This window comes from Micromonospora sp. NPDC048887 (assembly GCF_040649715.1).
In the GTDB taxonomy this organism is placed as follows: Bacteria; Actinomycetota; Actinomycetes; order Mycobacteriales; family Micromonosporaceae; genus Micromonospora.
The window spans coordinates 45,434-67,523 of the sequence record NZ_JBEZGA010000014.1; the positions used below are offsets into that span (position 1 = coordinate 45,434).

The window sequence follows — 22,090 nt, forward strand, 5'->3', positions numbered from 1 at the left end:
AAAGCCGCGCCGGGAGCGTCGTCATGAGGGTCGGCATCCTCACCTACCACTTCCCGCCCGAGCCGGCGTTCGTCCCGGGCAGCCTGGCCGAGGAGCTGGTGGCCCGGGGCCACGAGGTGCGGGTGCTCACCGGTTTCCCGGACTACCCCGGCGGCCACGTCTATCCCGGCTGGCGGCAGCGCTGGCGGCACCAGACGCACAGCGAGCGGCTGACCGTGCGCCGGGTTCCCCGGTACGCCGCGGGCGACGGTTCCGCCCGTGCCCGCACCACGAGCTGGCTGTCCTTCGCCGGCAGTGCCGCGCTCGCCGGCCGGGGACTGCTGCGCGACGTCGACGTGCTCTACGTCTACGGCCACCCGGCGGTCACGTTCGCCGCCACCGGGCTGCGGCGGCTGCTCGGCCGCACGCCGACAGTGCTGCACGTGCAGGACGTGTGGACCGAGCGGGACGGGCGCGCCGAGCGGGACAGCGGGCGGCCGGCGCGGCTGGAGGCCGCGACCCGTCGCCTCTACCGGGAGGCGGCGGTGGTGGCTGTCGGGTCGCCGTCCATGGCGGATCTCGTCCGTGCCGGCGGGGCCGACCCGGGCCGGGTGCGCACGGCGCCGAACTGGACCGACGAGCGCATCTTCCGGCCCACCCAGGCCGGACCGGCGGTGCGGCGGCTGGTCCGCCGGGACGACCGCTGCGTGGTGATGCACGCCGGCACGATCGGCGTCCGCCAGGATCTGGAGACGGCGGTCCGCGCGGCGGCGGCGCTCGGCGACCGGATGGACCTGGTGCTCGTGGGATCGGGCCCGCAGGAGCGGCAGGTCCGGGGGCTCGCCGCCGACCTCGGCGCGGACAACGTCCGGTTCCTGGAACGACGGTCCGCCGTGGACATGCCGCAGCTCTACGCCGCCGCCGACTACCAGCTCGTGGCCCAGCGCGACCTGCCGGAGCTGCGTGGCCGGGTGCCCGACAAGCTCCAGGCCGCGCTGTCCTGCGCCGCGCCGGTGATCGCCTCCGCGGCGGGGGAGACGGCGGAGGTGGTGGAGCGGGCCCGCGCCGGCCTGTCCTGCCCGCCGGAGGACTGGGCGGCGCTGGCCGACCGCTTCTGGCTGGCCGCCGCCATCCCGCCGGCCGCCCGGATCGACATGGGCCGGCGGGGCCGCGACGCGTACCTGCGGGACATGTCGATGCGGGCCGGTGTGGACCGGATCGAGGCGCTGCTGCACGAGGCGGCCGAGCGCACGCCGAACCGAACAAAACTCGCACACAGCAGCTAATTCATCAGAGCGTCGAATAACGCCTCGAACAGGCACTTTCTCGTGCTAAAAAGCACTCGATCGCGAATTCTGTCCGATTCGACCGACACGTAGGGGGAATCCGTGACCGGACCTGGTGCCACGCCCGTCCGGCGGCGCCGCTCGCGCCGGCGCCGGCGCGCCCGGGTCCGCCGGATCCTGCTGACCGGGCTCGTAGTCGTGTCGGTGCTGCTCAGCGCCGGCGGCTGGGTCGTGTTCCGGGGCTGGCAGGCCCGCGCCCACCTGGTCAACGCCGCCGGACTGGCCCGGGAGCTCAGCGCCCAGGTGCTCGACGGCGACGTGGCCCGGGCCCAGCGCACGCTCGCCGCGTTGCAGGAGCAGGCCGCCGCCGCGCGTGGCGAAACCGGGGATCCGGTGTGGTGGGTCGGCCAGCAGACCCCGTACGCGGGGGACAACCTGGCCGCCGTACGGCAGATCTCGGTGGCGGTGGACGACCTGGCCCGGCTCGCGTTCCCCACGCTGCTGCGCGTCGACCTCGCCTCGCTGGTGCCGAAGCAGGGCAAGCTGGACCTGGCCCGCCTGCGCGCCGTCTCGGCCGAGGTCTCCGCCGCCGACCAGGCGGTGCGCACGACTGCCGACCGGCTGCGGAAGGTGCCCACCGGCGACCTCGTGACGCAGGTAGGCGACGCGGTCACCGCGCTGCGCGCGGAGCTGGACCAGCTCGGCGAGCTGACCTCGGCGGCTGATCGCGGCGCGCGGCTGCTGCCGCCACTGCTCGGCGCGGACGGACCGCGCAGCTATCTGCTGGTCTCGCAGAACCCGGCCGAGCTGCGCGCCACGGGCGGCATGTTCGGCGCGTACGCAGTCCTGCGCGCCGAGGGTGGACGGATCCGCCTCGTGAAGCAGGGCAGTTCGTCCGACCTGCGGTTCTTCGACCCGCCACTCAAGGTCGACGCGGAGGCGAAGCGGCTCTGGGGCGATCTGCCGGGCATCTATCCGGCGGACGTGAACCTCAACCCGGACTTCCCGGCCGCCGCCGCGCTCTACCGGGACATGGTGCGCCGCCGGACCGGCACGACTGTGGACGGTGTGCTGGCGGTGGACCCGGTGGTCCTGTCCTACCTGCTCGGCGTCTTGGGCCCGGTCAACGTGCCGGACGGGCCGGCACTCGCCCCCGCCACCGCCGTCCGCACGCTCCTCAGTGACTCGTACCGGGACCTGGGCACGAAGGACCAGGACGAGTACTTCACCAAGGCGGCCTCGGGTGTCTTCGACACCCTGTTCACCAAGACGATCGACCCGCGTGCGCTTTTGACCGTTTTTATCCGTTCAATCAACGAACGTCGGATATTGTTCTGGAGTGTCCGATCTGAGGAACAGCGCGCACTGGCCGGCAGCCGGCTGGCCGGTCAACTTCCGGAGAAGGACACCGTGCCGACTGTCGGCGTGTTCCTCAACGACGGCAGCGGCGCGAAGCTCGGTTACTACCTCAGGTTCTCGGCCACCGTGACGGTCGGCGAATGCCAGCCGGACGGGCGCCGCGAACTGAAGCTGCGGGTGACGGTGCACTCCACCGCCCCGAAGTCGGGCCTGACCGAGTCGGTCACCGGGCTGGCCCTGGCCGGCGACAAGTACACCGCACGCACGTTCGTCTCCGTCCACACGCCCACCGGCGGCGCCGTCCTCACCGGACGGCTGGACGGGCGGGACACCGCGATGGGCAGCGGCACCGACGGCCGCCGCCAGGTGGCGGTGGCGAACGTGGAGGCACGCCCGGGGCAGACCAGGACGCTCGACGTCACGGTGCTCACCGGCCAGACCGGCGCCGGGACGGCCGAGCTGGTGCACACGCCCACCGTCACCCCATGGACCACCCAAGTAGTCAACGCACCAAGCTGTGAACAGTAGGAGGGAAACCATCATGCGGCTATCCCGCATCATCATGGCGCTCACGGTGGGCCTGGCCGTAGCGGCCGTGCCGACCGCGGCCGGGGCGGCGCAGCCGCAGCCTCCGGTCTACCCGCCGGAAGTCGCCTCGCTGACCGTGTCGCCGCTGGCCGCCTGCCTCGGCGAGAAGTTCACCCTGCAGGGTTCGAACTTCGCGCCGAATGAGACGGTTCGCATCGACGTGGCGATCTCGGGCCTGCCCGTGGCCGCCCCGGCCGAGGGCACCGCGCGACGCAGCGACGGCAGCACGGTGGCGATGGCGCCCGTCGCCTACACGCCCAACCGCGCCCAGCCGCAGCCCGCGCCGACCACGTTCACCGTGACGGCCGACGCCAGCGGCAACTTCACCGTCACCTACCGGCCGACCCAGCCGGGTCGGTACACGTTCACCGCCACCGGTCTGACGTCCGGCCGGATCGCCAGCGCCACCGGCACCGTCTGTCCGCCAAAGCCGACCCGGCCGCCGCACAAGGGCGGCCTGCCGGTCACCGGTGACAGCATCGGCACGCCGCTGAAGCTCGGTGGTGGCCTGGCCGCCGCCGGTGCGGTGCTGCTGCTGGCCTCGATGGCCTGGCGTCGCCGTCGCCTCGGCTGATCCGAGGCGCGCCGGGGACGACCCGGCTCGATCGTGAGTGCCCGCCGGACCTCGTCCGGCGGGCACTCACGTGTCCGGGCGACACGACACAATGAGCCATGGACGCGACACCGTGGACCGACCAGGCCGGCCTGCTCACGCTGCCCGGGGGCGCCACCGTACGCGGGCGCCGGGTCGCCGAGCCCGGTTCGCCCGCCGACTTCGCCCTGCTGCTGGCGCCCGGTCCCGAGCCGGAGTGGCCGGTCCGGCGGGTCCGCTGGCCCGACTTCTGGATCCCGGCCGACCGCGCCGACGCCCTCGACGCGCTGCGCGAGGCGTGGCGGCGCGCGTACGCGGGCGAACGGGTCGAGGTGGCCTGTCACGGCGGCATCGGGCGGACCGGCACCGCGCTCGCCGCGTTGGCCGTGCTGGACGGGCTGCCGCCCGCGCGGGCGGTGGCCTGGGTCCGGTCCCACTATCACCGGCGCGCGGTGGAGACGCCGTGGCAGCGGTGGTGGCTGCGCGGCGTGCGCTGACACCCGGCCGGTCACCCACCGGCAGCGCCCGATCGGCGCGGCGTCACGACACCGGTGAGGCGTCCGGACCTGATCATCCGGCTCGGTAGGGTGCCTTCTCATGAGAGCCCGGGCCCTGGCCGTCGCCACCGCCGTCACCCTGCTCACCACCGGGGCACCCGCCCCGGCCGCCGCCGCCCCGGCCACCACACCCGCCGCCCCGGCCGCCGCGCCCGCACCCGCGGCGCCCTGCCCGCGCCTGCCCGCGCCGAAGGTCAGCCGGCCGCCCCGCCCGACAACGCCGGCCACGACACCCGAACAGGCGGCGGTGGGCGGCGAGGCGCTGGCCGGCACCGGCCTCGTCGTGCCACCCGGCAGCCCTGCACCCCCGGCGGTCACCGCGACCACCTGGCTCGTGGCCGACCTGGACACCGGCGCGGTCCTCGGCGCGTGCGGCGCACACGTTCCCGGCACCCCGGCGAGCACCCAGAAACTGCTGCTGGCCGCCACCATGCTGAGCCGGCTGGACCCGAAGCAGGTGGCCGTGGCGACCCGGGACGACCTGGACATCGAGCCGGGCAGCTCGGCCGTCGGCCTGCTCGTCGGCGGCCGCTACAGCGTGGCGACGCTGTGGCTGGGCCTGCTGCTCCAGTCCGGCAACGACGCCGCGAACATGCTGGCCCGCCTCGGCGCGGGCAGCGCGCAGGCCGGCGTCGCCGAGATGAACGCCGAAGCCCGCCGGCTCGGCGCCGGGCAGACGCACGCGGTCACCCCGTCCGGCCTGGACGGTCCCGGCCAGTTCACCACCGCGTACGACCTGGCGCTCATCGCGCGTGCCTGCTTCGCCGACGCCGCGTTCCGCCGGTACGCGCTCACCGAGCGCACGCAGATCCCGGCCCAGCCCGCGCTGAAGAAGGGCGGGTTCCAGATCCAGAACGAGAACCAGCTCGTCTACCGCTATCCCGGCGCGCTCGGCGGCAAGACCGGCTTCACCGAGCTGGCCCGGCACAGCTACGTCGGCGCCGCGCAGCGCGACGGTCGCCGCCTCGTGGTGACGCTGCTCGGGGCCGAGGCCCGCCCGGTACGCGGCTGGCAGCAGGGCGCCCAACTGCTCGACTGGGGCTTCCGGCTGCCCCGGGACGCCTCGGTCGGCCGCCTGGTCGAACCGGGCGAACCGGCCGCCGAGGCGCCGCGACCCGGGCCGGCGCCGGCCGCCGAGCCCACCCGTACCCCCGGCGAGCCCTGGCGCGGGCCGGGCGGTACGGCGCTGCGCCGCATCGGCGACGGGGACTGGCGGGTGATCGTGCCGGCCGCCGGCCTGCTGGCGCTGGCGGTCGGCGGGGTGGTGGCGGCGCTCACCGCCCGCCGCGCCCGGGCCCGCCGACGCGGGCGCCGCCGCGCCTGACCCGGCCACCGGGCCGCGTGGACACCGATTCCGCGGGTATGCGCCCGGCATGGAGCACCCGGGCCGGATCGTGGTGGTCTCGGCGGACATCGGTGCCGGACACGACCGGGCCGCCGACGAACTGGCGCACCGGCTGCGTGCGCGGGGTTTCGCGGTGGACCGGCTGAACCTCCTGCACCTGCTGCCCCGCCCGGCGCACCGGGCGGTACGCGAGACGTACCGCAGGGTGCTGCACCGGCTTCCCTGGGGTTACCACGCGCTGTTCCGGCTCACCGGCAGCTCGCGGACCGCCGTGCGCGGGATCCGCGCGCTGCTGCGGCCGTTCCGCCACCGCCTGCGCCGCCGCATTCCCCCCGACACGCGGGCCGTGGTCACCACCTATCCGTTCGCCAACCAGCTCCTCGGGCCGCTGCGGTGCCGTGGGCGGCTCCGTGTCCCTCTGATCACCTATGTGACTGATTTCGTGGTGCACCCGACCTGGCTCGCGCCGGGCGTGGACGTGTACTGCGCGGTCCGCCACGCCGAGACGCACGAGAACTGCGCCGCCGACGTCACACGGGTCCAGCCGCTGGTGTCCCGCGCCTTCGCCCGGCCCGGCCCGGAGGACCGGCGGCGGGCCCGGCAGCGGTTCGGCCTCCCGGCCGACGAGGTGCTCGCGCTCGTCGTCGCGGGCGCCTGGGGGGCCGGCGAGGTGGCGGCCACGGTGGCCGAGGTCGCCGCGGCGGGCGTGCGGCCGGTGGTGGTGTGCGGGCACAACGCGGCGCTGCGCCACCGGCTGCGCGGCGCCGGCCGGTACGTGCTGGGCTGGGTGGACGACATGCCGGCGCTGATGCGCGCCGTCGACGTCCTGGTGGAGAACGCGGGCGGACTGACCTGCCAGGAGGCGCTGGCGGCCGGGCTGCCGGTGGTCACGTACCGGCCCATCGCCGGGCACGGACGCGCGAACGCGGCGATCCTGGCCCGCGCCGGCCTGAGCCGGTGGGCCGGCACACCGCAGCAGCTCGGGCCGGTGCTCGCGGCGGTGATCGGGACCGGACCGGTGGCCCCGCCCCGTGACGACGTGTCCGAGGACCCGGCCGGACTGGTCGCCGAGGCGGCCCGCCGGGCGCCGCCCGCCGGCCCGGCCGGTACGCGCCGCCCGCTGCTCGATCCGGTCGGCGACGCGGTGGCCGTCCTCGCCGCGCTGCTGCAGTCCACCGGGGGCCTGCGTTGAGACCGGCCACCCTCGCCCGGGCCGCCGCGCTGGCGCTGCCGGCGTTGCAGGCGGCACCGGCGGTGACGGCGCTGCCCGCCGTGCGGCGGCGGCTGCTGCCCGGGCTGCACGGGCTCGGGGCGCCCGGCCGGGTCGCGCTGACCTTCGACGACGGCCCGGATCCGGAATCCACCGGCCACGTCCTGGACGTGCTGGCGGCGCACCGGGTCCGTGCCACGTTCTTCGTGCTCGGCGCGATGCTGCGCCGCCATCCGGCGCTGGGCCGCCGGGTCGCCGGCGACGGCCACGAGATCGCCGTGCACGGCTGGACGCACGACAACCTGCTGCTGCGCGGCCCCGCCCGCACCGTCAGCGACCTGACCCGTGCGTACGCCCTGGTCGCCGACGTGACCGGCCGTGCCCCCCGGTTCCTGCGACCGCCGTACGGCGTGCTCACCACCGCCGCGCTCGTGGCCGCCCGGCGGCTGCGCCTGCGGCCGGTGCTGTGGAGCTGCTGGGGCCGGGACTGGACAGCCACCGCCACCGCCGACACCGTCGCGGACACCGTCCTGGCCGGGCTGGACGAGGGCGGCACGATCCTGCTGCACGACTCCTCCCGCACGGCCGCGCCGGGCGCCTGGCGGGCCGGTCTGGCCGCCCTTCCGCGCGTGCTCGCCGAGTGCCGCCGCCGGGGCTGGCACGTCGGCCCGCTGGCCGGCCACGGGCTCCGCGCGCGCTGATCGTCGAGCGGGCGAGCCTACCCGGTGGCGACAGTGCCGGGACCCGAATCCCCGAGCCGGTGACCCGTTCGGGTCGGCGTGGCTAGCGTGCGGGTCATGAGGACCTGGGGATCCTTCGTGGCGCTGGCCGCCGCCCTGCTGCTGCCGGCGTCGGCGACGCCCGCGGTGGCCGCCGTCCGCACGCCGGTACGCCGGCTGCCGTCCGCGCCGCCCTGCCCGAACGTGCCGGCCCCGGCGACCCGGCCGCCGCAGCCGCCGCCGGCGCCCGACCCGGCCGCGCGGGCCGTCGGCGGCCCCGCGCTGGACACCGCCGGGCTGGTCGTCCCGCCCGCGTCGACCGCGCCGCCGGCGGTGATCGCCACCTCCTGGGTGGTCGCCGACCTGGACAGCGGCGCGGTGCTCGGCGGCTGCGGCCCGCACGAGTACGGGGTGCCCGCGAGCGTGCAGAAGCTGCTGCTGGCCGCCACGATGCTGCCCCGGCTGGACCCGAACCGGGAGGTGACGGTGACCGCCGGGGACCTGGCCGTCGAGCCGGGCAGCTCGACTGTCGGGCTGGTCGAGGGCGGACGCTACCGGATCGAGACGATCTGGCTCGGCCTGCTGCTGCGCTCCGGCAACGAGGCGGCGAACGCGCTGGCCCGCCTCGGGGGCGGCCCGGACGGGCCGGCCGGCGGGATCCGGGCGATGAACGAGGAGGCGCACCGGCTCGGTGCCCGGCAGACGCACGCGGTCACCCCGTCCGGGCTGGACGGGCCGGGGCAGTTCACCAGCGCGTACGACCTGGCGCTCATCGCGCGGGCGTGCTTCGCCGACCCGGCGTTCCGGCGCTACGACACCACCCGGTCGGCGCAGATCCCGGCCCAGCCGGCGCAGCGGGCGAAGGGGTTCGCCATCTCCAACGACAACATGCTGCTGGACCACTATCCGGGCGCCCTCGGGGGCAAGACCGGCTTCACCGACCTGGCCCGGCACACGTACGTCGGCGCGGCCGAGCGCGGCGGGCGGCGCCTCGTGGTGACGCTGCTCGGCGCCGAGGTGACCACCCAGCGCGGCTGGCAGCAGGGCGCGGCGCTGCTGGACTGGGGTTTCGCGCAGCCGCGTGACGCGTCGGTCGGACGGCTGGTCGAGCCGGGGGAGCTGGACCGGTCCGCGCCACCGGCGGGCGGGGCGGCCTCGGCCCTGGCCGGGCACGCCGGCCTGCGCGGCGGCGGGGCGGCACCCGGACCACGGCCCGGCACGGGTGTGACGGTGGCGGTGGGCGCGGTGCTGACGGCCGGGGGAGCGCTGCTGCTGGCCCGGCGTCGCCGCAACGCCGCCGCCGTCGCCATGTCGATCGGGACGCCGCTGCGGGAGCCGGAAATTCCGGAACAGGAGTGAAAGCGGCGGCCCGGATCAGCGGCAGGCGGGCCCGGCGGTGCTGTCCCGCACCACGAGTTCGGTGGCCAGCTCGACCCGGGGCGAGTCGATCTCCTCGCCCTGGGCCAGCCGCAGCACCGTGCGGGCGGCGAGCCGGCCCATCTCCACCAGCGGCTGGCGCACTGTGGTCAGCGGCGGTGAGGCCCACCGCGCCTCGGGCAGGTCGTCGAAGCCCACCACGCTCACGTCGTCGCAGACCCGCAGCCCGCGGCGGCGTACCGCCTCGTACACCCCGAAGGCCATCTGGTCGCTGGCGGCGAAGATGGCGGTGGGCGGGTCGTCGAGGTCGAGCAGCGCGCCACCGGCGGTGAACCCGGAGGCGTGGTAGAAGTCGCCGGGCTGCACCAGCCGGTCGTCGGCGGTGACCCCGGCGGCGGCCAGGGCGGCCCGGTAGCCGTCCAGCCGGGCCCGGCTGCACAGCAGGTGCGGCGGGCCGGCCACGAAACCGATCCGGCGGTGGCCGAGCTTGAGCAGGTGCTCGGTGGCGGCCAGGCCGCCGGTCCAGTTGGTGGCGCCGATCGCCGGCACGTCGGTGGCGGCCACGCCGGCGGCCGGGTCGACCACCACCACCGGCACGTTGAGGCGCCGCAGCTGGGCCTGCACGGCGGGGCTCAGGTGCGAGGTCACCACGATCACGCCGTCGGACGCGCGGGCGCGCAGGTTGTGCAGCCACTGCCGGGTGGAGCTGGACTCGCGGTGGATCGCCGAGACGACGGTGCCCACCCCGGCGGCGTGGCTGACGTCCTCCACGCCGCGGATGATCTCCACGGCCCACGGGCTGTCCAGGTCGTTGAAGACCAGGTCGACCAGGTCCGCCCGGCGCACCGTACGGCTGCCGCGACGCCGGTAGCCGTGGTGGCGCAGCAGCTCCTCGACCCGCTCCCGGGTGTCCGGCGCGACGTCGGAACGCCCGTTGAGCACCCGCGACACGGTCGGCACCGAGACGCCGGCCTCCCGTGCGATAGCGGTGATGGTCACCCTGCGCTCGTCGTCCGCGCTCACCCGTGTTCCCTTCGCCGGCTGCCGGAACCGACCGGTAGACCGTCCCGCCCCACGCACATCTTGCCGTACGGCGAGGGCTTGACGACAGGCCGGACCGGCCCTAGCGTTCGCACGAGTTGCGGAAACGTTCCGGAAACGCGCCAGTCATCTTCCGCCGGCTCGCCGTCCACCCCCGACGAACGACGAGGAATCCGAGGCGTGTTCACCGACCTGGCCGAGGCCGAACTCCGCGCCCATCGCAGCGACCTGCGCGAGCCGCCGGACTTCGACGCCTTCTGGGCTGACACTCTCGCACAGGCGCGCTCCTGCGGCGACCCCGTGTCGGCGACCCCGATGCCCACGCCGCTGGCCGGGATCGACGTGTTCGACGTGACCTTCCCCGGCTTCGCCGGCCAGCCGATCCGCGCCTGGCTGCGGGTGCCGCGCGGCGCGACGCAGCCGCTGCCCACGATCGTGCAGTACGTCGGGTACGGCGGCGGCCGCGGCCACGCGCTGGAGAACCTGCTCTGGTCCGCCGCCGGCTTCGCCCACCTCCAGATGGACACGCGCGGCCAGGGCTCGGGGTGGAGCCGGGGCGACACGCCCGACGTCGCCGCCGCCGGACCGCAGGCGCCGGGCATGGCCACCCGGGGGATCGAGGACCCGAACCGGTACTACTACCGGCGCTTCCTCACCGACGCGGTCCGCGCCGTGGACGCCGCGTGCGAACTGCCCGCCGTCGACCCGGACCGGATCGCGGTCCTCGGGCACAGCCAGGGTGGCGCCGCCGCCCTCGCCGCCGCCGCGCTGGCGCCCCGGGTGCGGGCGGCTGTCGCGCTCGTGCCGTTCCTCTGCGACATCCCGCGCGCGATCACCATCACCGACGCCGCGCCGTACCGGGAGATCCGCGACTACCTGGCCGTGCACCGCGACCGCGAGGAGCAGGCGCTGCGCACGCTCGGCTACGTCGACGGCGTCGCGTTCGCCCGCCGCGCGGGCGTGCCGGCCCGCTTCTCCGTCGCGCTCATGGACGAGATCACGCCGCCGTCCACCGTCTACGCCGCCTACCACGCCTACCGGGGCGACAAGGACCTGACGGTGTGGCGGTTCAACGGCCACGAGGCGGGCGGCATCGACGACGACGCCGCCGCCGTCGACTTCCTGCGTACCGTGCTGGGCGGCTGACCACCGGTTCCGCCGATGCCGGCCCGCCGGGGCTGGTAGACACGGCGGGTGGGCACCGGCACGCGCGCGACGGCGGTCGTGGCCGTCGCGGCCACGCTGCTCGCCGCCGCCTGCCAGCGGCCCGCGCCGTCGCCGTCGGCGCCGCCGTCACCCACAGCGACCGGCCCCCGTGCCCCGGCGGACATCGTGGACCTCACCACCGTCGACCCCACCGTCCGCACCGACATCCGGTACGCGGGCCCGCACAACTTCGTCGGCCGCCCGATCGACGGGTACGCCGAGCCGCGCTGCCTGCTCACCCGGCCGGCGGCGGAGGCGCTGCACCGGGTGCAGACCGCCGCGCTCGCCGGCGGGCACAGCCTCAAGGTGTACGACTGCTACCGCCCGCAGCGCGCCGCCGACGACTTCGTGGCCTGGGCGAAGCTGCCCGGTGAGCAGCTGATGAAGGGGGAGTTCTATCCCGCCGTGCCGAAGGACCGGCTGTTCGCCGACGGCTACATCGGCGCGCCCACCGCGCACAGCCGGGGCAGCACCGTCGACCTGACCCTGGTGCCGGTCTCCGGGCCCTCGCCGGCCGCGTACACGCCCGGCCAGGCGCTCGTGCCCTGCACCGACCCGGCCGGACGCCGCTTCGCCGACGACTCGATCGACATGGGCACCGGGTTCGACTGCTTCGACCCGCGTTCCCACACCGCCGACGCACGGGTCAGCCGCACCGCCCGGGACAACAGGGACCTGCTGCGCCGGCTGATGTCCGCACAGGGCTTCGAGAACTATCCGCTGGAGTGGTGGCACTACCGGTACGTCGACGAGCCGTACCCGGACACCTGGTTCGACTTCCCGGTGGCCGGTTCGTCACTGCGGTGACGCGGTCGTCCCACCAAGATCGATCGCGGCTAGGCTCGACGCTCATGGAGACCGAACGGATCGGCCCGCCGCTGCTCGCCGGCGAACGGGAGTCGCTGCGCGCCTTCCTCGACTTCCACCGGGCCACGCTGGCCCTCAAGTGCGAGGGGCTGACCGACGAGCAGTTGCGCCGGGCGGCGTCGCCGCCGTCCACGCTGTCACTGCTCGGCCTGGTCCGCCACATGGCCGAGGTGGAGCGCACCTGGTTCCGCCGGGTCATCGCCGCCGAGGACGTGCCGCTGGTGTGGTCGGACAGCGGCGACTTCCAGCAGGCGTACGACGCCCGCGACGCCGACGTGGCGGAGGCGTTCGAGGCGTGGCGGCGGGAGGTCGAGCACGCCCGGCGCGTCGAGCGGGAGGCCGCCTCGCTCGACGTGACAGGTCACCAGGCCCGCTGGGGCGAGGACGTCTCGCTGCGCCTGGTCATGCTGCACATGCTGCACGAGTACGCCCGCCACAACGGGCACGCCGACCTGATCCGCGAGGCGATCGACGGCACCGTCGGCGTCTGAGCCCGCCCGGTCAGCGCCCGCGCAGCGGCAGCCAGGCCAGCACGTCCTGAATGCGCGCGTCCCAGTACGCCCAGTCGTGGTCACCGGGACCGAAGTCGACGGTGACCGGCACGTCGCGTTCCCGGGCCACGTCGAGGAACCGCAGGTTGTCCTCGTACAGGAAGTCCTCGGTGCCGCAGGCGACGTAGAGCGCCGGCCGGTCGTCGCCGGAGCGCTCCAGCAGCCCCACCGTGTCGTCGTCGGCGGGCACCGGGTCGTCACCCCAGACGGTGTGCCACACCGCCGGGTCGACCGGACGGGTCGGATGGTGGCGGCGGCGCGTCACGTCCAGCGCGCCGGACAGGCTGGCCGCCGCCGCGAACCGGTCCGGGTGGCGCAGCGCCCACTTCATCGCCCCGTAGCCGCCCATCGACAGGCCCGCGACGAACGTGTCCTCCCGCCGGTCGGACAGCCGGAACAACGACCGGCACACCTCGGGCAGCTCCTCGCTGAGGAACGTCCAGTACCGGTTGCCGTGCGCCTCGTCGCAGTAGAAGCTCCGCTGCGCCTGCGGCATCACCACGGCCAGCCCCAGCGGCGCGACGTACCGCTCGATCGAGGTGCGCCGGGTCCACACGGTGTCGTCGTCGCTCAGCCCGTGCAGCAGGTACAGCACCTGCGGGTCACCGTCGGCGGCGGCACCCGGCACGCCGATCCCGGCCGCGCCCCGGTCGGGCAGCAGCACTGTCATCGACGTGCCCATGCCGAGCGCCTCGGAGAAGAAGTCACAGCGGATGTGCGCCATGAGGCGGCAGCGTACCCCGCAGGGGTTCGATGAGGGCGTTCCTATTGCCCCGGGACGGCCGCGCGGGAAAAGATGGCCGTGCGCGCCGGAAACGTGTTCGTAACCTGCGCGCTGCTGGTCTCTGTCACAAGGAAGTGGGAGTCAGTCATGAGCGACGTGTCGGCCGCACTGGGTGTGCGCCTCTACCCGGACCTGGTCGAGCCCGGCGGTCTCGCCCCCGCGCTCGTGGCGACAGCCGCCGCCCACCAGCTCGACGTCGGCGAGGTGACCGCGCCCGAGCAGGGGCGCAGCCGGTTCACCTGCGCCGAGATGACCTCCGCCCGCGGCGTGGTCTGCGTCAGCCTCGGCTCGCAGGCCCGCTACTTCATGATCGACCTGCGGGTGGACGGCGACGTCCAGGCCCGGGGCGACGCCACCGACCTGCTTCAGGTCGCGCAGGTGGCCGCCGCGTGGCGGGCCGGCATCACGCTCGCGGAGCTGACCGCGCGCTACCCGTTCATGGAGGAGATGCGCCGCCACCCGGTGGCACACGCCGGCTGACCACGAACGAATATCGTGTTGCCGCCCAGGTGTGGCGGCCGTACCGTGAGCGGGCAACGTCGATCTGATCCACCAGGGGAGTGCACCGTGTCGCAGCAGAACCGCACCCGCGCCGAGCGGCAAGCGCCGCGCGCCGGTGCCCTGCTGCCCGAGCCGGGCACGGGCCGCGAACGGCAGTGGCAACCAGGGTGGTGGCGCGTCTAGCGCCGGCGCGACGATCCGCGCGAACCGCCCGCCCCGAGACCGGAGCAGGGCGGTTCTCCGTTTCCGGGGCAGCTCCGCCGACGGCGTACGCCGTCCTGGGCCGTTGGAGCAACTGGCAGCTCACCCGGCTCTCAACCGGGAGGCTACGGGTTCGAGTCCCGTACGGCCTACGTCAGAAGGACATGAGCAAGGAGACGACGATGGGTTTCACCCCGCTGGCCGGTACCCGGGCGCCGGTCCGGGTCTGGACCGACCCGTACACGATCGAGGCGCAGGCGGCCCGGCAGCTGCGCAACATCGGCGCGCTGCCGTGGGTGCAGGGTGTCGCGGTGATGCCGGACGTGCACTTCGGCAAGGGCGCCACGGTCGGCTCGGTGATCGCGATGCGGCAGGCCGTGTCGCCGGCCGCGGTCGGCGTGGACATCGGTTGCGGCATGTCGGCGGTACGGACCTCGCTGACCGCCGCCGACCTGCCCGACGACCTCGCGCCGCTGCGCTCGGCGATCGAGGCGGCCATCCCGGTCGGCTTCGCGATGCGTGACGACGCTGTCGACCCGCGCCGGATCCGAGGGCTGGAGCAGTCGGGCTGGGACGACTTCTGGCGGCGGTTCGGCACGCTGGACCGGAAGGTGGCCCAGCTCCAGACGCGGGCGCAGCGGCAGCTCGGCACGCTCGGCGGCGGCAACCACTTCATCGAGGTCTGCCTGGAGCAGGGCGGCCCGGACGACGGCCGGGTCTGGCTGATGCTGCACTCCGGTTCCCGCAACATCGGCAAGGAGCTGGCCGAGCGGCACATGGCGGTGGCGCGCGGCCTGCCGCACAACACCGACCTGCCGGACCGGGACCTCGCGGTGTTCCTCGCCGGCACGCCCGAGATGGAGGCGTACCGGCGGGACCTGTGGTGGGCGCAGGAGTACGCCCGGCGCAACCGGGCGGTCATGCTCGCTCTGCTGAGCCAGGTGGTCCGGGTTGCGTTCCCGCACGTCGGCTACGACGAGCCGATCTCCTGCCACCACAACTACGTGGCGGAGGAGAGCTACGACGGGGTGGACGTGCTGGTGACCCGCAAGGGCGCGATCCGGGCCGGTAAGGGGGACCTGGGCATCATTCCCGGCTCGATGGGCACCGGGTCGTACATCGTGCGCGGCAAGGGCAACGTCGACGCGTACTGCTCGGCGTCGCACGGCGCCGGGCGGCGGATGTCGCGGGGGCAGGCGAAGCGGACGTACAGCACTGCGGATCTGGCCGCGCAGACCGCCGGGGTGGAGTGCCGCAAGGACGCCGGTGTGGTCGACGAGATCCCCGGCGCGTACAAGGACATCACCGAGGTGATGGCCCAGCAGGAGGACCTGGTCGAGGTGGTCGCCCACCTCAAGCAGGTCGTCTGCGTGAAGGGCTGAGCGGCAGGGCCGGCGTCGAGGGGGCGCCGGCCCTACCGGGTACGCCGGGCGACGCGCACGCCGACGGCGACCGCGCCGATGACGAGCAGCGCGGACAGGAGCTGGAGGCCGGGGGAGTCGTCGGCCTCCCCGTACACGAAGCCGGCGACGCCGAGCACGACGGCGAGCAGCGCCACGGCGGCGGCCAGGTGTCTCATCGTTGCGCCCCATCCTCGTCGGGGACCCATTCGAGCAGGTCGCCGGGCTGGCAGTCGAGCACCCGGCACATGGCCTCCAGGGTGCTGAACCGGACGGCCTTGGCGCGGCCGTTCTTGAGCACCGCCACGTTCGCCGGGGTGAGCCCGACGCGCTCGGCGAACTCGCCGACGCTCATCTTGCGCTTGGCCAGCTCCACGTCGATGCGCACGACGATCGGCATCAGATCACCGCTTCCATGTCGGTGCGCAGCGTGGTGGCCTGGCGCAGCAGCGCGCGCAGCACCACCATCAGCAGCCCCAGCACGCTGACGCCGGTGACCAGCAGGAACAGCAGCAGCGGCAGCCCCGGGTCGCCGGCGTTGAAGCCGACGTAGAGGAAGACGCCGACGAGCACCACCCAGGCGGCGGCGACCGCCCAGACGATGCCGTCGACCCAGCCCAGGGACGCCTCGGTGAAGATGCGGTCGCGCTTGACCAGGGTGAGCAGGTGCCAGGTGCAGACGATCACCACCTGCACGCACAGCACCCAGAAGATCGTCACCGCGGTGGCGGGCCACCGCAGGTACGCCATGTCCGGGTTCTCCCGCGCCATGTGCGCGAACTGCCCGGGCAGCGACATGGTCTGGAGCAGCACCAGGATCGCGAACAGCAGGACCAGGAAGGCACGGAGTGGTGTCACCGCGCGTTGCGCCGTAAGCATGCATCGACTATCGCGCGGAACCTATCGAAAGTCAATCGGTTCCGATCGTGGGTCGCTGTCGATAGGCTCGGTCCGGGATGCTCGCCCGGCTCCGGCCCACCCTGGGGAGGACGACATGACCGGACACCGCCGTCGCGCGGTCCGGCCGACGGCCCTTGTCCTGGCCGCCGCTCTGACCGGCGCCGCCTGCCAGCCGGGAGAGCCCGACCCGGCGGCCCCCGGCGCCGTGGTGATCGACCGCCTCACCGCGCCGGCCGAGCTGGCCGGTCTGCCCCGTCAAGACGCCGGCAGGGACCGCATACCGGCCCTGGTCGACGATCCGCCGGGTCTCGCCATGGTGATCAACGGGTACGGCGAGGCGACTCCGCCGCCACTGACCCTCGAGGCGTACTACGGCAACCGGGTGGGCATCGCGGCGGTGGGGCGGGCGTTGCAGTCGCGTCTCGGCGGAGGCACTGCCGCACCCGGCGCGGAGACCACCTGCCACAGTGGCGCCGACGGGTCTGTCACCTGCTGGCGGCGGGCGGACACGCTCGTCGTGACGGTCACCGCCCGCGACGGCCGGTCCGCCGAGCGGACGCGGGACGCCACCGAGCAGGCGTGGCGCGCCGTCACCGGCTGAGCGCCGCCGACGTCAATCGGTGCCCCTCGCTGGGCGGCCGACGGCGTAGCGGACGTGTACGGCGTACCGCGAGTGGTGCACCGCGCGGATCTCCAGGTCGACGTCCCGGTCGAAGCCCTCGAACAGCCGCTTCCCGCGGCCGAGGATCACCGGCGCGGTGGACAGGCCCAGCTCGTCGACGACGCCGGCCGCGAGCGCCTGCCGGATGACCTCGGCGCCCCCGCCTATGACCACCGCGCCGTCGCCGGCCGTACGCCGGGCCGCCGCCAGCGCCGCGTCGAACCCGTCGACCATGAGGAAACCGGCGTCCGGGTCGGGCTGGTCGGCGGTGCGGTGGGTGAGCACGACCAGAGGGGCCTGGAACGGGTTCCGGCCGCCCCAGGCGCCGGCGGCGTCGTACATGCCCCGGCCGCACAGCGCGGCACCGGCACCCGCCAGCAGCTCGTCGAAGTACGCCCGGTCCTCGTCGGTCATGCCGGCGCCGGCCTCACGCGGCGTGTCGTACGTCCACGGCCCGCCCATCACCCAGTGGTGCAGCCGTTCGCCGCCGACACCGAGCCCCTGGCCGGCCCGGTCGTCCGGGCCGGCGACGTAGCCGTCCAGGGAGACGGTGACGAACGCCCGCACCCGGCCGCGCCTTTCACTGGTGCTCATGCTTCCTCCCGGAGATCGGAACACTGACACTGGGAAGACCTCCGGCCGGTGCCGGACTCGTCGCCGCCTGGGGGCCGGCGTCAGCCGTACACCGGATGCTCGGCCTGGAACGCCAGCCGGCGGTCCGCGCCGGCGGCCAGCTCCGCGAGCACGTCGTCGAGGTCCAGGAACGTCTGCCAGCGCTCCTGGCCGGTGATGCCGGCGAGCCGGTCGACCACGAGCTGCTCCAGGTCGGTGACGCGCCGGCCCTTCCACACCTTGTCGGCCAGGCTGACCAGCAGGTCCTCCAGCTGCGCGCCGGGGGAGTGCCAGGCGGCGTGGGTGACGGCGAAGCGGGCCCGCTCCTCCGGTACGCCGAAACGCAGCAGCAACTGGTACCCGGCCTCCTCGTGCGCCGAACCGGGGCCGGTCATCTCGGCCGGGTGCTCGACCTTGCCGAGATCGTGCACCGCCGCGCCGAACAGCACCGCCTGCCTGTCGAACGGCACCGCGCCGAAGCGGTCGGCGAACGCGGCCGTCAGGTGCCAGGCGACGTCGTGCACCAGCCGCAGGTGCGCGCCGAGGCGCGGCGGGGCGGCGAGGGCGTCCAGCAGCTCGACCGCCACGCCCGGGAGCGGGAGCAGTGGCGGGTCGCCCGCTTCGGTGAGGGCGCGGTGCAGCGCGTCGGAGGTCATCGGGGCGAGCGTACCGGTCCCCGGTGGGCTCACCGGCGGTGATGGACGAGTAGCCGAACGTGAAGCGGCCGCTCGTCCGATTCCGGTGCGTCGATCCACTCGGGAGGGTGGGGGCCACGTCTCTCACGGGGGTTGTCGAATGACCGCACTGAATCGTCGTGCCCTGCTGCGTACCGCCGCGCTGACCGGGCTCGCCGCCGCGACCGGGGTGGCCGCCGCGCCCCACGCCGCGTCCGCCGCACCGGCCGCCGCCGACGTGGTGAACGGGTCGTGGCTGGTCAGCGTCGGCTGGGGTGTGCTCCAGGTCGACCCGGGCCGCACCACGCCGCGCGAGCTGCTGCCGAACGGGGACCACGCCAAGTCCTCGCCGGACGGCCGGCACGTGGCCTGGGTCAACACGGCCCGCTCGGGCGACGGCACGCTGGAGCCGTTCGTGGCCGTGTACGACCGGGTTACCGGCCAGAAGCGCACGCTGCTCGCCGACCCGTTCGGTGTCCGCTACGGCGCGCCGACGTGGTCGCCGGACGGCACCGAGATCGCGCTCGTCACCGGGCAGGACAACGACCGGCTGATCGCTGTGGACGTGGTCACCGGCGCCACCCGCGTGCTGGTCGAGGGGCATTCCATGGCCGACCCGGACTGGTCCCGGGACGGCTCCATGATCGTCGTGCGGTGGCGCAGCCGTTCGCAGGGCTGGCAACTGCGGGTGCTGGAACTCGCGACCGGGACGGTGCGGCCCGTCTACACGCCGGTGGCGGGCGAGATGTTCATCTCGCCGGTCTTCATGCCCGACTCCGGGCGCGTCGTCTTCTGCACCAACCGCTGGCACCTGGACCGCGAGGTCTACAACCAGTCGCTCGCGTCGGTGCGCATCGGCGGCACCGGGCTGAAGAAGCTCACCGACGAGCCCCGGTTCTACCTGTCGCCGGTGTTCTCCCCGGACGGCCGCTACTGCGCCGCGCTGTCGATCCCGCCGGAGAACGAGTACCCGGACGGCGGCAACATCATCGTGTCCACCAGTGGCTTCGGCGAGCAGTGGTGGATCCCCGGCGACGAGTACGACGACAGCACCCGGCTGGACTGGGCACGGGCGATCTGACGTGCCGGGCGCGCGCATCACGGACCGGATGCGCGCCACCGGACGCCACCGGTGCGAGGCTTGGGGCGGACGTCGCCGACGGGGCCGGCGTCCGCTGTGGAGGGGTGATGGCCGAGCCGCCGACCGGGACGTCGTCGCACCGCGCGCAGGCGCACGGCAGGCACGCCAACAACCGCCGCTACCACGACGGCGCCGAGGTCGACGGGTACGTCGACGACCCGTACCACAGGGTGCGCCGCGCGGTCGCGGCCCGGCTGCTCGCCGAGGGGGTGACCGGGCGCGGGCCGGTGCTGGAGCTGGGCTGCGGGCCACGCGGCATGCTCGACCCGGCCACGCTGCCCGGCCCGGTGGTGCTCGCCGACGCGGCCGAGACGGCGCTGGGCACGGCCCGCGCGGCGGCCGGCGGGCGGGCGCTGCCGGTCTGCCTGGACGCCACCCGGGGCCTGCCGTTCCGGGCGGGCAGCTTCGCCGGGCTGCTCGCCGGGGAGCTGATCGAGCACGTCTACGACCCGCTGGCGCTGCTGCGGGAGTGTCACCGGGTGCTGGCACCCGGTGGCCTGCTGGTGCTCACCACCCCGAACCTGGCGCCGGTGCAGGACCGGCTGGCGTTCCTGGCCGGCCGGGCGCCACGCCAGATCGACCCGCTACACCCGTACCTGTGGCTGCACATCCGTCCGTTCACCGCCTCGCTGCTGCGCCGCACCCTGCGCCGGGCCGGATTCACACCGGTGGCGCTGCGCTCCAACGAGGTCGGCTGGCGGCTGCCGGGCGGCCGGTGGGTGGCCTCGCGCCGGCTGGCGCGCGTCGCGCCCGGGCTCGGCGGCTCGCTGATCTGCGCCGCCCGCCGGCCGGGCACACCGCCACCGGCCGGAAACAGGGCGTGATTACGACATTGACAGCGGGCTATCATGGGGGTTCCGTCGTCGACCGGGGGATGTCATGACGCGCCTGCTCGCCTGGGTCGTGACCAATCTCGACGCGTTCATCGGCCTGGTCCTGGCGCTCACGGTGTCCGTGCTCGGCCTGACCAACACGGTCAGCCAGGATCTGGTGAACAGCGCGATCCTGCTGGTCCTGGGCCTGCTCGCGCAGGCGATGCTGCGCGACCGGCTGCGCCGGCGCACCACCGAGCGGGAGGTCCGCCAGGTCATCTCGGACACCCGCGACCGGCTGACCGACCTGGTGCCGCAGATGCGGGAGATCACCGGCCCGGAGGGCGCGCTGAACCGGGCCCGCGAGGCCATCGACAGCGTCTCGATGGTGCGCGTGCTGCACGGCAGCGAGGTCGGCCAGGCGCTCGCCGACGCCCGGCGGCACACCGACCAGTGGAGCTTCAAGGGCGGCACCGGCACCTACCTGCGCGCGGTCACGCTGCCGGACTGCCTGGAACACGCCCGGCGGCGCAACGCCACGCTCACCGTCGCGATCGAGATCATCGACCCGACCGACGAGGAGGTCTGCGAGCGGTACGCGCGGTTCCGGCGCAGCCTCGAACCGGACGCGCCGGGTGAGCCGTGGACCGTCGACCGCACCCGCAAGGAGTCGTACGCGACGGTGCTGGCCGCCTGCTGGCACCTGCAACGCTCCGGCCTGCTCACCGTCGACGTGCGGCTCTCCGCGCAGATGACCACGTTCCGCTACGACCTCTCCTCCTCCTGCGTCGTCATCACCCAGGAGAATCCGCAGACGCCCGCGCTGCGCATCGACCGCGGCGAGGTCTACTACAACCGTTTCAACATCGAGCTGGACTACAGCCGCCGGCAGAGCCGGCGCGTGCCGATCGAGGCCGCGGGCCAGGTCAAGCTCGACGACGAGCCGTCGGTCGAGCAGGTACGGCGGTTGTTCGCCGCCCTCGGCCTGACGCTGCCCCGGGCCTTCGGCGACCGCGAGGTCGCCGACATCATCGGCAAGGCCGTCCAGGCGAGGAACCCCTACTCATGACCAGTTACGCCGACCTCGAACGGGAGATCGACCGGGGCACCCGGCCGGAACTGCTGCGCGGCTGGGTGCTGGAGGTGCTCGGCGACGTCGCCGAGGGGAGGCGGCCGCTGCGCGCGGTCCGGCACCCGCTCGGCTTCACCTGCCTGCCGGTGGAACGCGACGGCCCGGACGGCATCTGCGTGCACGCCTGGCCGGCCGACCCGCCGCCGGTGCGCCCGACCACCTCCACCATGCACTCGCACAGCTGGGACCTGCTCAGCCACGTGCTGCACGGCACCGTCCGCAACGAGCTGATCGAGGTCGACGACGCGCCCGCCGACCCGTCCTGGCGGGTCTACGAAGTGCGCAGCCTCGGCGAGGTGGACGAGATGGCCGCCACCGACCGGCTGGTCACCGCGATGACCGCCACTGTGGAGACGCACTCGGCCGGCGACTCGTACGCGCTGCGCGCCGGCGGCTTCCACACCTCGGAGGTCGACGCCGGTGAACCGGCGGTGACAGTGGCGCTCGGCCGGACCACTCCCGGCACGTGCGACCTGAGCCTCGGCGCGGTGGACGGGCACAGCCACCGGGTACGCCGGGACCGCTGCGACACGGCGGAGACCGCACGGATGGCGCGGGAGATCGCGCGACTGGTGGCACGGGGCTGACTGGCTGG

General features: G+C 74.5%; 25 protein-coding genes and 1 tRNA gene. 19 read left to right on the forward strand and 7 right to left on the reverse strand.

All coding sequences use genetic code 11. From position 1 onward, the window contains the following. Positions 1 to 23 precede the first annotated feature (23 nt). From AB0C17_RS21245 to AB0C17_RS21280, 8 genes are all read left to right on the forward strand, one after another. Positions 24 to 1,265 carry a glycosyltransferase family 4 protein gene (locus AB0C17_RS21245; RefSeq protein ID WP_357388777.1) on the forward strand — a complete coding sequence of 414 codons (1,242 nt, stop codon included), beginning with the start codon at positions 24 to 26 and terminating at the stop codon, positions 1,263 to 1,265. Between the two features lie 102 nt (positions 1,266 to 1,367). Then, a complete protein-coding gene (locus AB0C17_RS21250; RefSeq protein WP_357388775.1) occupies positions 1,368 to 3,152 on the forward strand; it encodes a DUF4012 domain-containing protein in 1,785 nt (594 codons plus the stop codon). A gap of 13 nt (positions 3,153 to 3,165) precedes the next feature. Next, on the forward strand, positions 3,166 to 3,786 hold the full coding sequence (locus AB0C17_RS21255) for a hypothetical protein (protein ID WP_357388773.1): 621 nt from the start codon (positions 3,166 to 3,168) through the stop codon (positions 3,784 to 3,786). 98 nt (positions 3,787 to 3,884) lie between these two features. Then, positions 3,885 to 4,301 carry a protein-tyrosine phosphatase family protein gene (locus tag AB0C17_RS21260; RefSeq protein WP_357388771.1) on the forward strand — a complete coding sequence of 139 codons (417 nt, stop codon included), beginning with the start codon at positions 3,885 to 3,887 and terminating at the stop codon, positions 4,299 to 4,301. A gap of 100 nt (positions 4,302 to 4,401) precedes the next feature. Further along, the gene (locus AB0C17_RS21265; RefSeq protein WP_357388769.1) at positions 4,402 to 5,685 is read left to right on the forward strand and encodes a serine hydrolase; all 1,284 of its coding nucleotides are present in this window, start codon (positions 4,402 to 4,404) and stop codon (positions 5,683 to 5,685) included. A 49-nt stretch (positions 5,686 to 5,734) separates the two neighbouring features. Continuing rightward, positions 5,735 to 6,898, forward strand: coding sequence for a UDP-N-acetylglucosamine--LPS N-acetylglucosamine transferase (locus AB0C17_RS21270; protein WP_357388767.1), 1,164 nt, complete (start codon positions 5,735 to 5,737; stop codon positions 6,896 to 6,898). Next, on the forward strand, positions 6,895 to 7,617 hold the full coding sequence (locus AB0C17_RS21275; protein WP_357388765.1) for a polysaccharide deacetylase family protein: 723 nt from the start codon (positions 6,895 to 6,897) through the stop codon (positions 7,615 to 7,617). Before AB0C17_RS21270 ends, AB0C17_RS21275 begins: the two co-directional genes overlap by 4 nt. Before the next feature lie 96 nt (positions 7,618 to 7,713). Next, entirely contained in the window at positions 7,714 to 8,994 is a 1,281-nt protein-coding gene (locus AB0C17_RS21280; protein ID WP_357480021.1) for a D-alanyl-D-alanine carboxypeptidase, read from the forward strand. Between the two features lie 15 nt (positions 8,995 to 9,009). Here AB0C17_RS21280 and AB0C17_RS21285 read toward each other — a convergent pair whose 3' ends face one another. Then, a complete protein-coding gene (locus AB0C17_RS21285) occupies positions 9,010 to 10,035 on the reverse strand; it encodes a LacI family DNA-binding transcriptional regulator (RefSeq protein WP_357388761.1) in 1,026 nt (341 codons plus the stop codon). Positions 10,036 to 10,233: 198 nt separating this feature from the next. Between AB0C17_RS21285 and AB0C17_RS21290 the strand changes: the two genes are divergently transcribed. The 3 genes from AB0C17_RS21290 to AB0C17_RS21300 are packed head-to-tail and all read left to right on the forward strand — an operon-like array spanning position 10,234 to position 12,617. Further along, a complete protein-coding gene (locus AB0C17_RS21290; RefSeq protein WP_357388759.1) occupies positions 10,234 to 11,199 on the forward strand; it encodes an acetylxylan esterase in 966 nt (321 codons plus the stop codon). 48 nt (positions 11,200 to 11,247) lie between these two features. Continuing rightward, positions 11,248 to 12,066 carry a M15 family metallopeptidase gene (locus AB0C17_RS21295; protein ID WP_357388757.1) on the forward strand — a complete coding sequence of 273 codons (819 nt, stop codon included), beginning with the start codon at positions 11,248 to 11,250 and terminating at the stop codon, positions 12,064 to 12,066. 44 nt (positions 12,067 to 12,110) lie between these two features. After that, positions 12,111 to 12,617 (forward strand): DinB family protein, encoded by a 507-nt coding sequence (locus AB0C17_RS21300; protein ID WP_357388755.1) that lies wholly within the window; start codon positions 12,111 to 12,113, stop codon positions 12,615 to 12,617. 10 nt (positions 12,618 to 12,627) lie between these two features. Here AB0C17_RS21300 and AB0C17_RS21305 read toward each other — a convergent pair whose 3' ends face one another. Then, positions 12,628 to 13,401, reverse strand: a complete 774-nt coding sequence (locus AB0C17_RS21305; protein WP_357388753.1) for an alpha/beta hydrolase family protein — start codon at positions 13,399 to 13,401, stop codon at positions 12,628 to 12,630. A gap of 147 nt (positions 13,402 to 13,548) precedes the next feature. Here AB0C17_RS21305 and AB0C17_RS21310 point away from each other — a divergent pair, with 147 nt between their 5' ends. The 3 genes from AB0C17_RS21310 to AB0C17_RS21320 all read left to right on the forward strand — a co-directional run bounded on the left by AB0C17_RS21310 (position 13,549) and on the right by AB0C17_RS21320 (position 15,545). Further along, positions 13,549 to 13,941 carry a hypothetical protein gene (locus AB0C17_RS21310; RefSeq protein WP_013286540.1) on the forward strand — a complete coding sequence of 131 codons (393 nt, stop codon included), beginning with the start codon at positions 13,549 to 13,551 and terminating at the stop codon, positions 13,939 to 13,941. Between the two features lie 301 nt (positions 13,942 to 14,242). Continuing rightward, positions 14,243 to 14,315, forward strand: a tRNA-Glu gene (locus AB0C17_RS21315). A 30-nt stretch (positions 14,316 to 14,345) separates the two neighbouring features. Continuing rightward, positions 14,346 to 15,545, forward strand: coding sequence for an RtcB family protein (locus tag AB0C17_RS21320; RefSeq protein ID WP_357388751.1), 1,200 nt, complete (start codon positions 14,346 to 14,348; stop codon positions 15,543 to 15,545). A 32-nt stretch (positions 15,546 to 15,577) separates the two neighbouring features. On the opposite strand, the gene AB0C17_RS21325 is transcribed toward AB0C17_RS21320, so the two are convergent. From AB0C17_RS21325 to AB0C17_RS21335, 3 genes are read right to left on the reverse strand one after another with little or no spacing between them, the layout of a single operon-like run. Further along, entirely contained in the window at positions 15,578 to 15,742 is a 165-nt protein-coding gene (locus AB0C17_RS21325; protein ID WP_357388749.1) for a hypothetical protein, read from the reverse strand. Beyond that, the gene (locus AB0C17_RS21330) at positions 15,739 to 15,963 is read right to left on the reverse strand and encodes a helix-turn-helix transcriptional regulator (protein ID WP_357388747.1); all 225 of its coding nucleotides are present in this window, start codon (positions 15,961 to 15,963) and stop codon (positions 15,739 to 15,741) included. Before AB0C17_RS21330 ends, AB0C17_RS21325 begins: the two co-directional genes overlap by 4 nt. Then, on the reverse strand, positions 15,963 to 16,442 hold the full coding sequence (locus AB0C17_RS21335; RefSeq protein ID WP_357388745.1) for a DUF2975 domain-containing protein: 480 nt from the start codon (positions 16,440 to 16,442) through the stop codon (positions 15,963 to 15,965). The genes AB0C17_RS21330 and AB0C17_RS21335 overlap by 1 nt, the downstream gene beginning before the upstream one ends. Positions 16,443 to 16,557: 115 nt before the next feature. On the opposite strand from AB0C17_RS21335, the gene AB0C17_RS21340 reads away from it, so the two are divergent. Then, entirely contained in the window at positions 16,558 to 17,064 is a 507-nt protein-coding gene (locus AB0C17_RS21340) for a hypothetical protein (RefSeq protein ID WP_355508833.1), read from the forward strand. 12 nt (positions 17,065 to 17,076) lie between these two features. On the opposite strand, the gene AB0C17_RS21345 is transcribed toward AB0C17_RS21340, so the two are convergent. Together AB0C17_RS21345 and AB0C17_RS21350 are read right to left on the reverse strand one after the other, a co-directional pair. Next, complete coding sequence (locus tag AB0C17_RS21345; protein ID WP_357388743.1) at positions 17,077 to 17,718, reverse strand: dihydrofolate reductase family protein; 642 nt, start codon at positions 17,716 to 17,718, stop codon at positions 17,077 to 17,079. 80 nt (positions 17,719 to 17,798) lie between these two features. Beyond that, positions 17,799 to 18,392, reverse strand: a complete 594-nt coding sequence (locus tag AB0C17_RS21350) for an HD domain-containing protein (protein WP_357480024.1) — start codon at positions 18,390 to 18,392, stop codon at positions 17,799 to 17,801. Positions 18,393 to 18,531: 139 nt separating this feature from the next. On the opposite strand from AB0C17_RS21350, the gene AB0C17_RS21355 reads away from it, so the two are divergent. From AB0C17_RS21355 to AB0C17_RS21370, 4 genes are all read left to right on the forward strand, one after another. Further along, on the forward strand, positions 18,532 to 19,491 hold the full coding sequence (locus AB0C17_RS21355; protein ID WP_357388739.1) for an LpqB family beta-propeller domain-containing protein: 960 nt from the start codon (positions 18,532 to 18,534) through the stop codon (positions 19,489 to 19,491). A gap of 107 nt (positions 19,492 to 19,598) precedes the next feature. Next, entirely contained in the window at positions 19,599 to 20,375 is a 777-nt protein-coding gene (locus tag AB0C17_RS21360; protein ID WP_357480027.1) for a methyltransferase domain-containing protein, read from the forward strand. Positions 20,376 to 20,430: 55 nt separating this feature from the next. After that, the gene (locus AB0C17_RS21365) at positions 20,431 to 21,432 is read left to right on the forward strand and encodes a hypothetical protein (RefSeq protein ID WP_357480030.1); all 1,002 of its coding nucleotides are present in this window, start codon (positions 20,431 to 20,433) and stop codon (positions 21,430 to 21,432) included. Further along, positions 21,429 to 22,082, forward strand: a complete 654-nt coding sequence (locus AB0C17_RS21370; protein WP_357480033.1) for a hypothetical protein — start codon at positions 21,429 to 21,431, stop codon at positions 22,080 to 22,082. The genes AB0C17_RS21365 and AB0C17_RS21370 overlap by 4 nt, the downstream gene beginning before the upstream one ends. Positions 22,083 to 22,090 lie beyond the last annotated feature (8 nt).

Excerpts from the sequence above, each read along its gene's own strand:
- AB0C17_RS21245 (WP_357388777.1), top strand. The coding sequence starts at position 24 with ATGAGGGTCGGCATCCTCACCTACCACTTCCCGCCCGAGCCGGCGTTC.
- AB0C17_RS21255 (WP_357388773.1), top strand. The coding sequence starts at position 3,166 with ATGCGGCTATCCCGCATCATCATGGCGCTCACGGTGGGCCTGGCCGTA.
- AB0C17_RS21260 (WP_357388771.1), top strand. The coding sequence starts at position 3,885 with ATGGACGCGACACCGTGGACCGACCAGGCCGGCCTGCTCACGCTGCCC.
- AB0C17_RS21265 (WP_357388769.1), top strand. The coding sequence starts at position 4,402 with ATGAGAGCCCGGGCCCTGGCCGTCGCCACCGCCGTCACCCTGCTCACC.
- AB0C17_RS21270 (WP_357388767.1), top strand. The coding sequence starts at position 5,735 with ATGGAGCACCCGGGCCGGATCGTGGTGGTCTCGGCGGACATCGGTGCC.
- AB0C17_RS21280 (WP_357480021.1), top strand. The coding sequence starts at position 7,714 with ATGAGGACCTGGGGATCCTTCGTGGCGCTGGCCGCCGCCCTGCTGCTG.
- AB0C17_RS21300 (WP_357388755.1), top strand. The coding sequence starts at position 12,111 with ATGGAGACCGAACGGATCGGCCCGCCGCTGCTCGCCGGCGAACGGGAG.
- AB0C17_RS21305 (WP_357388753.1), bottom strand. The coding sequence starts at position 13,401 with ATGGCGCACATCCGCTGTGACTTCTTCTCCGAGGCGCTCGGCATGGGC.
- AB0C17_RS21310 (WP_013286540.1), top strand. The coding sequence starts at position 13,549 with ATGAGCGACGTGTCGGCCGCACTGGGTGTGCGCCTCTACCCGGACCTG.
- AB0C17_RS21320 (WP_357388751.1), top strand. The coding sequence starts at position 14,346 with ATGGGTTTCACCCCGCTGGCCGGTACCCGGGCGCCGGTCCGGGTCTGG.
- AB0C17_RS21325 (WP_357388749.1), bottom strand. The coding sequence starts at position 15,742 with ATGAGACACCTGGCCGCCGCCGTGGCGCTGCTCGCCGTCGTGCTCGGC.
- AB0C17_RS21330 (WP_357388747.1), bottom strand. The coding sequence starts at position 15,963 with ATGCCGATCGTCGTGCGCATCGACGTGGAGCTGGCCAAGCGCAAGATG.
- AB0C17_RS21335 (WP_357388745.1), bottom strand. The coding sequence starts at position 16,442 with ATGCTTACGGCGCAACGCGCGGTGACACCACTCCGTGCCTTCCTGGTC.
- AB0C17_RS21340 (WP_355508833.1), top strand. The coding sequence starts at position 16,558 with ATGACCGGACACCGCCGTCGCGCGGTCCGGCCGACGGCCCTTGTCCTG.
- AB0C17_RS21345 (WP_357388743.1), bottom strand. The coding sequence starts at position 17,718 with ATGAGCACCAGTGAAAGGCGCGGCCGGGTGCGGGCGTTCGTCACCGTC.
- AB0C17_RS21350 (WP_357480024.1), bottom strand. The coding sequence starts at position 18,392 with ATGACCTCCGACGCGCTGCACCGCGCCCTCACCGAAGCGGGCGACCCG.
- AB0C17_RS21355 (WP_357388739.1), top strand. The coding sequence starts at position 18,532 with ATGACCGCACTGAATCGTCGTGCCCTGCTGCGTACCGCCGCGCTGACC.
- AB0C17_RS21360 (WP_357480027.1), top strand. The coding sequence starts at position 19,599 with ATGGCCGAGCCGCCGACCGGGACGTCGTCGCACCGCGCGCAGGCGCAC.
- AB0C17_RS21365 (WP_357480030.1), top strand. The coding sequence starts at position 20,431 with ATGACGCGCCTGCTCGCCTGGGTCGTGACCAATCTCGACGCGTTCATC.
- AB0C17_RS21370 (WP_357480033.1), top strand. The coding sequence starts at position 21,429 with ATGACCAGTTACGCCGACCTCGAACGGGAGATCGACCGGGGCACCCGG.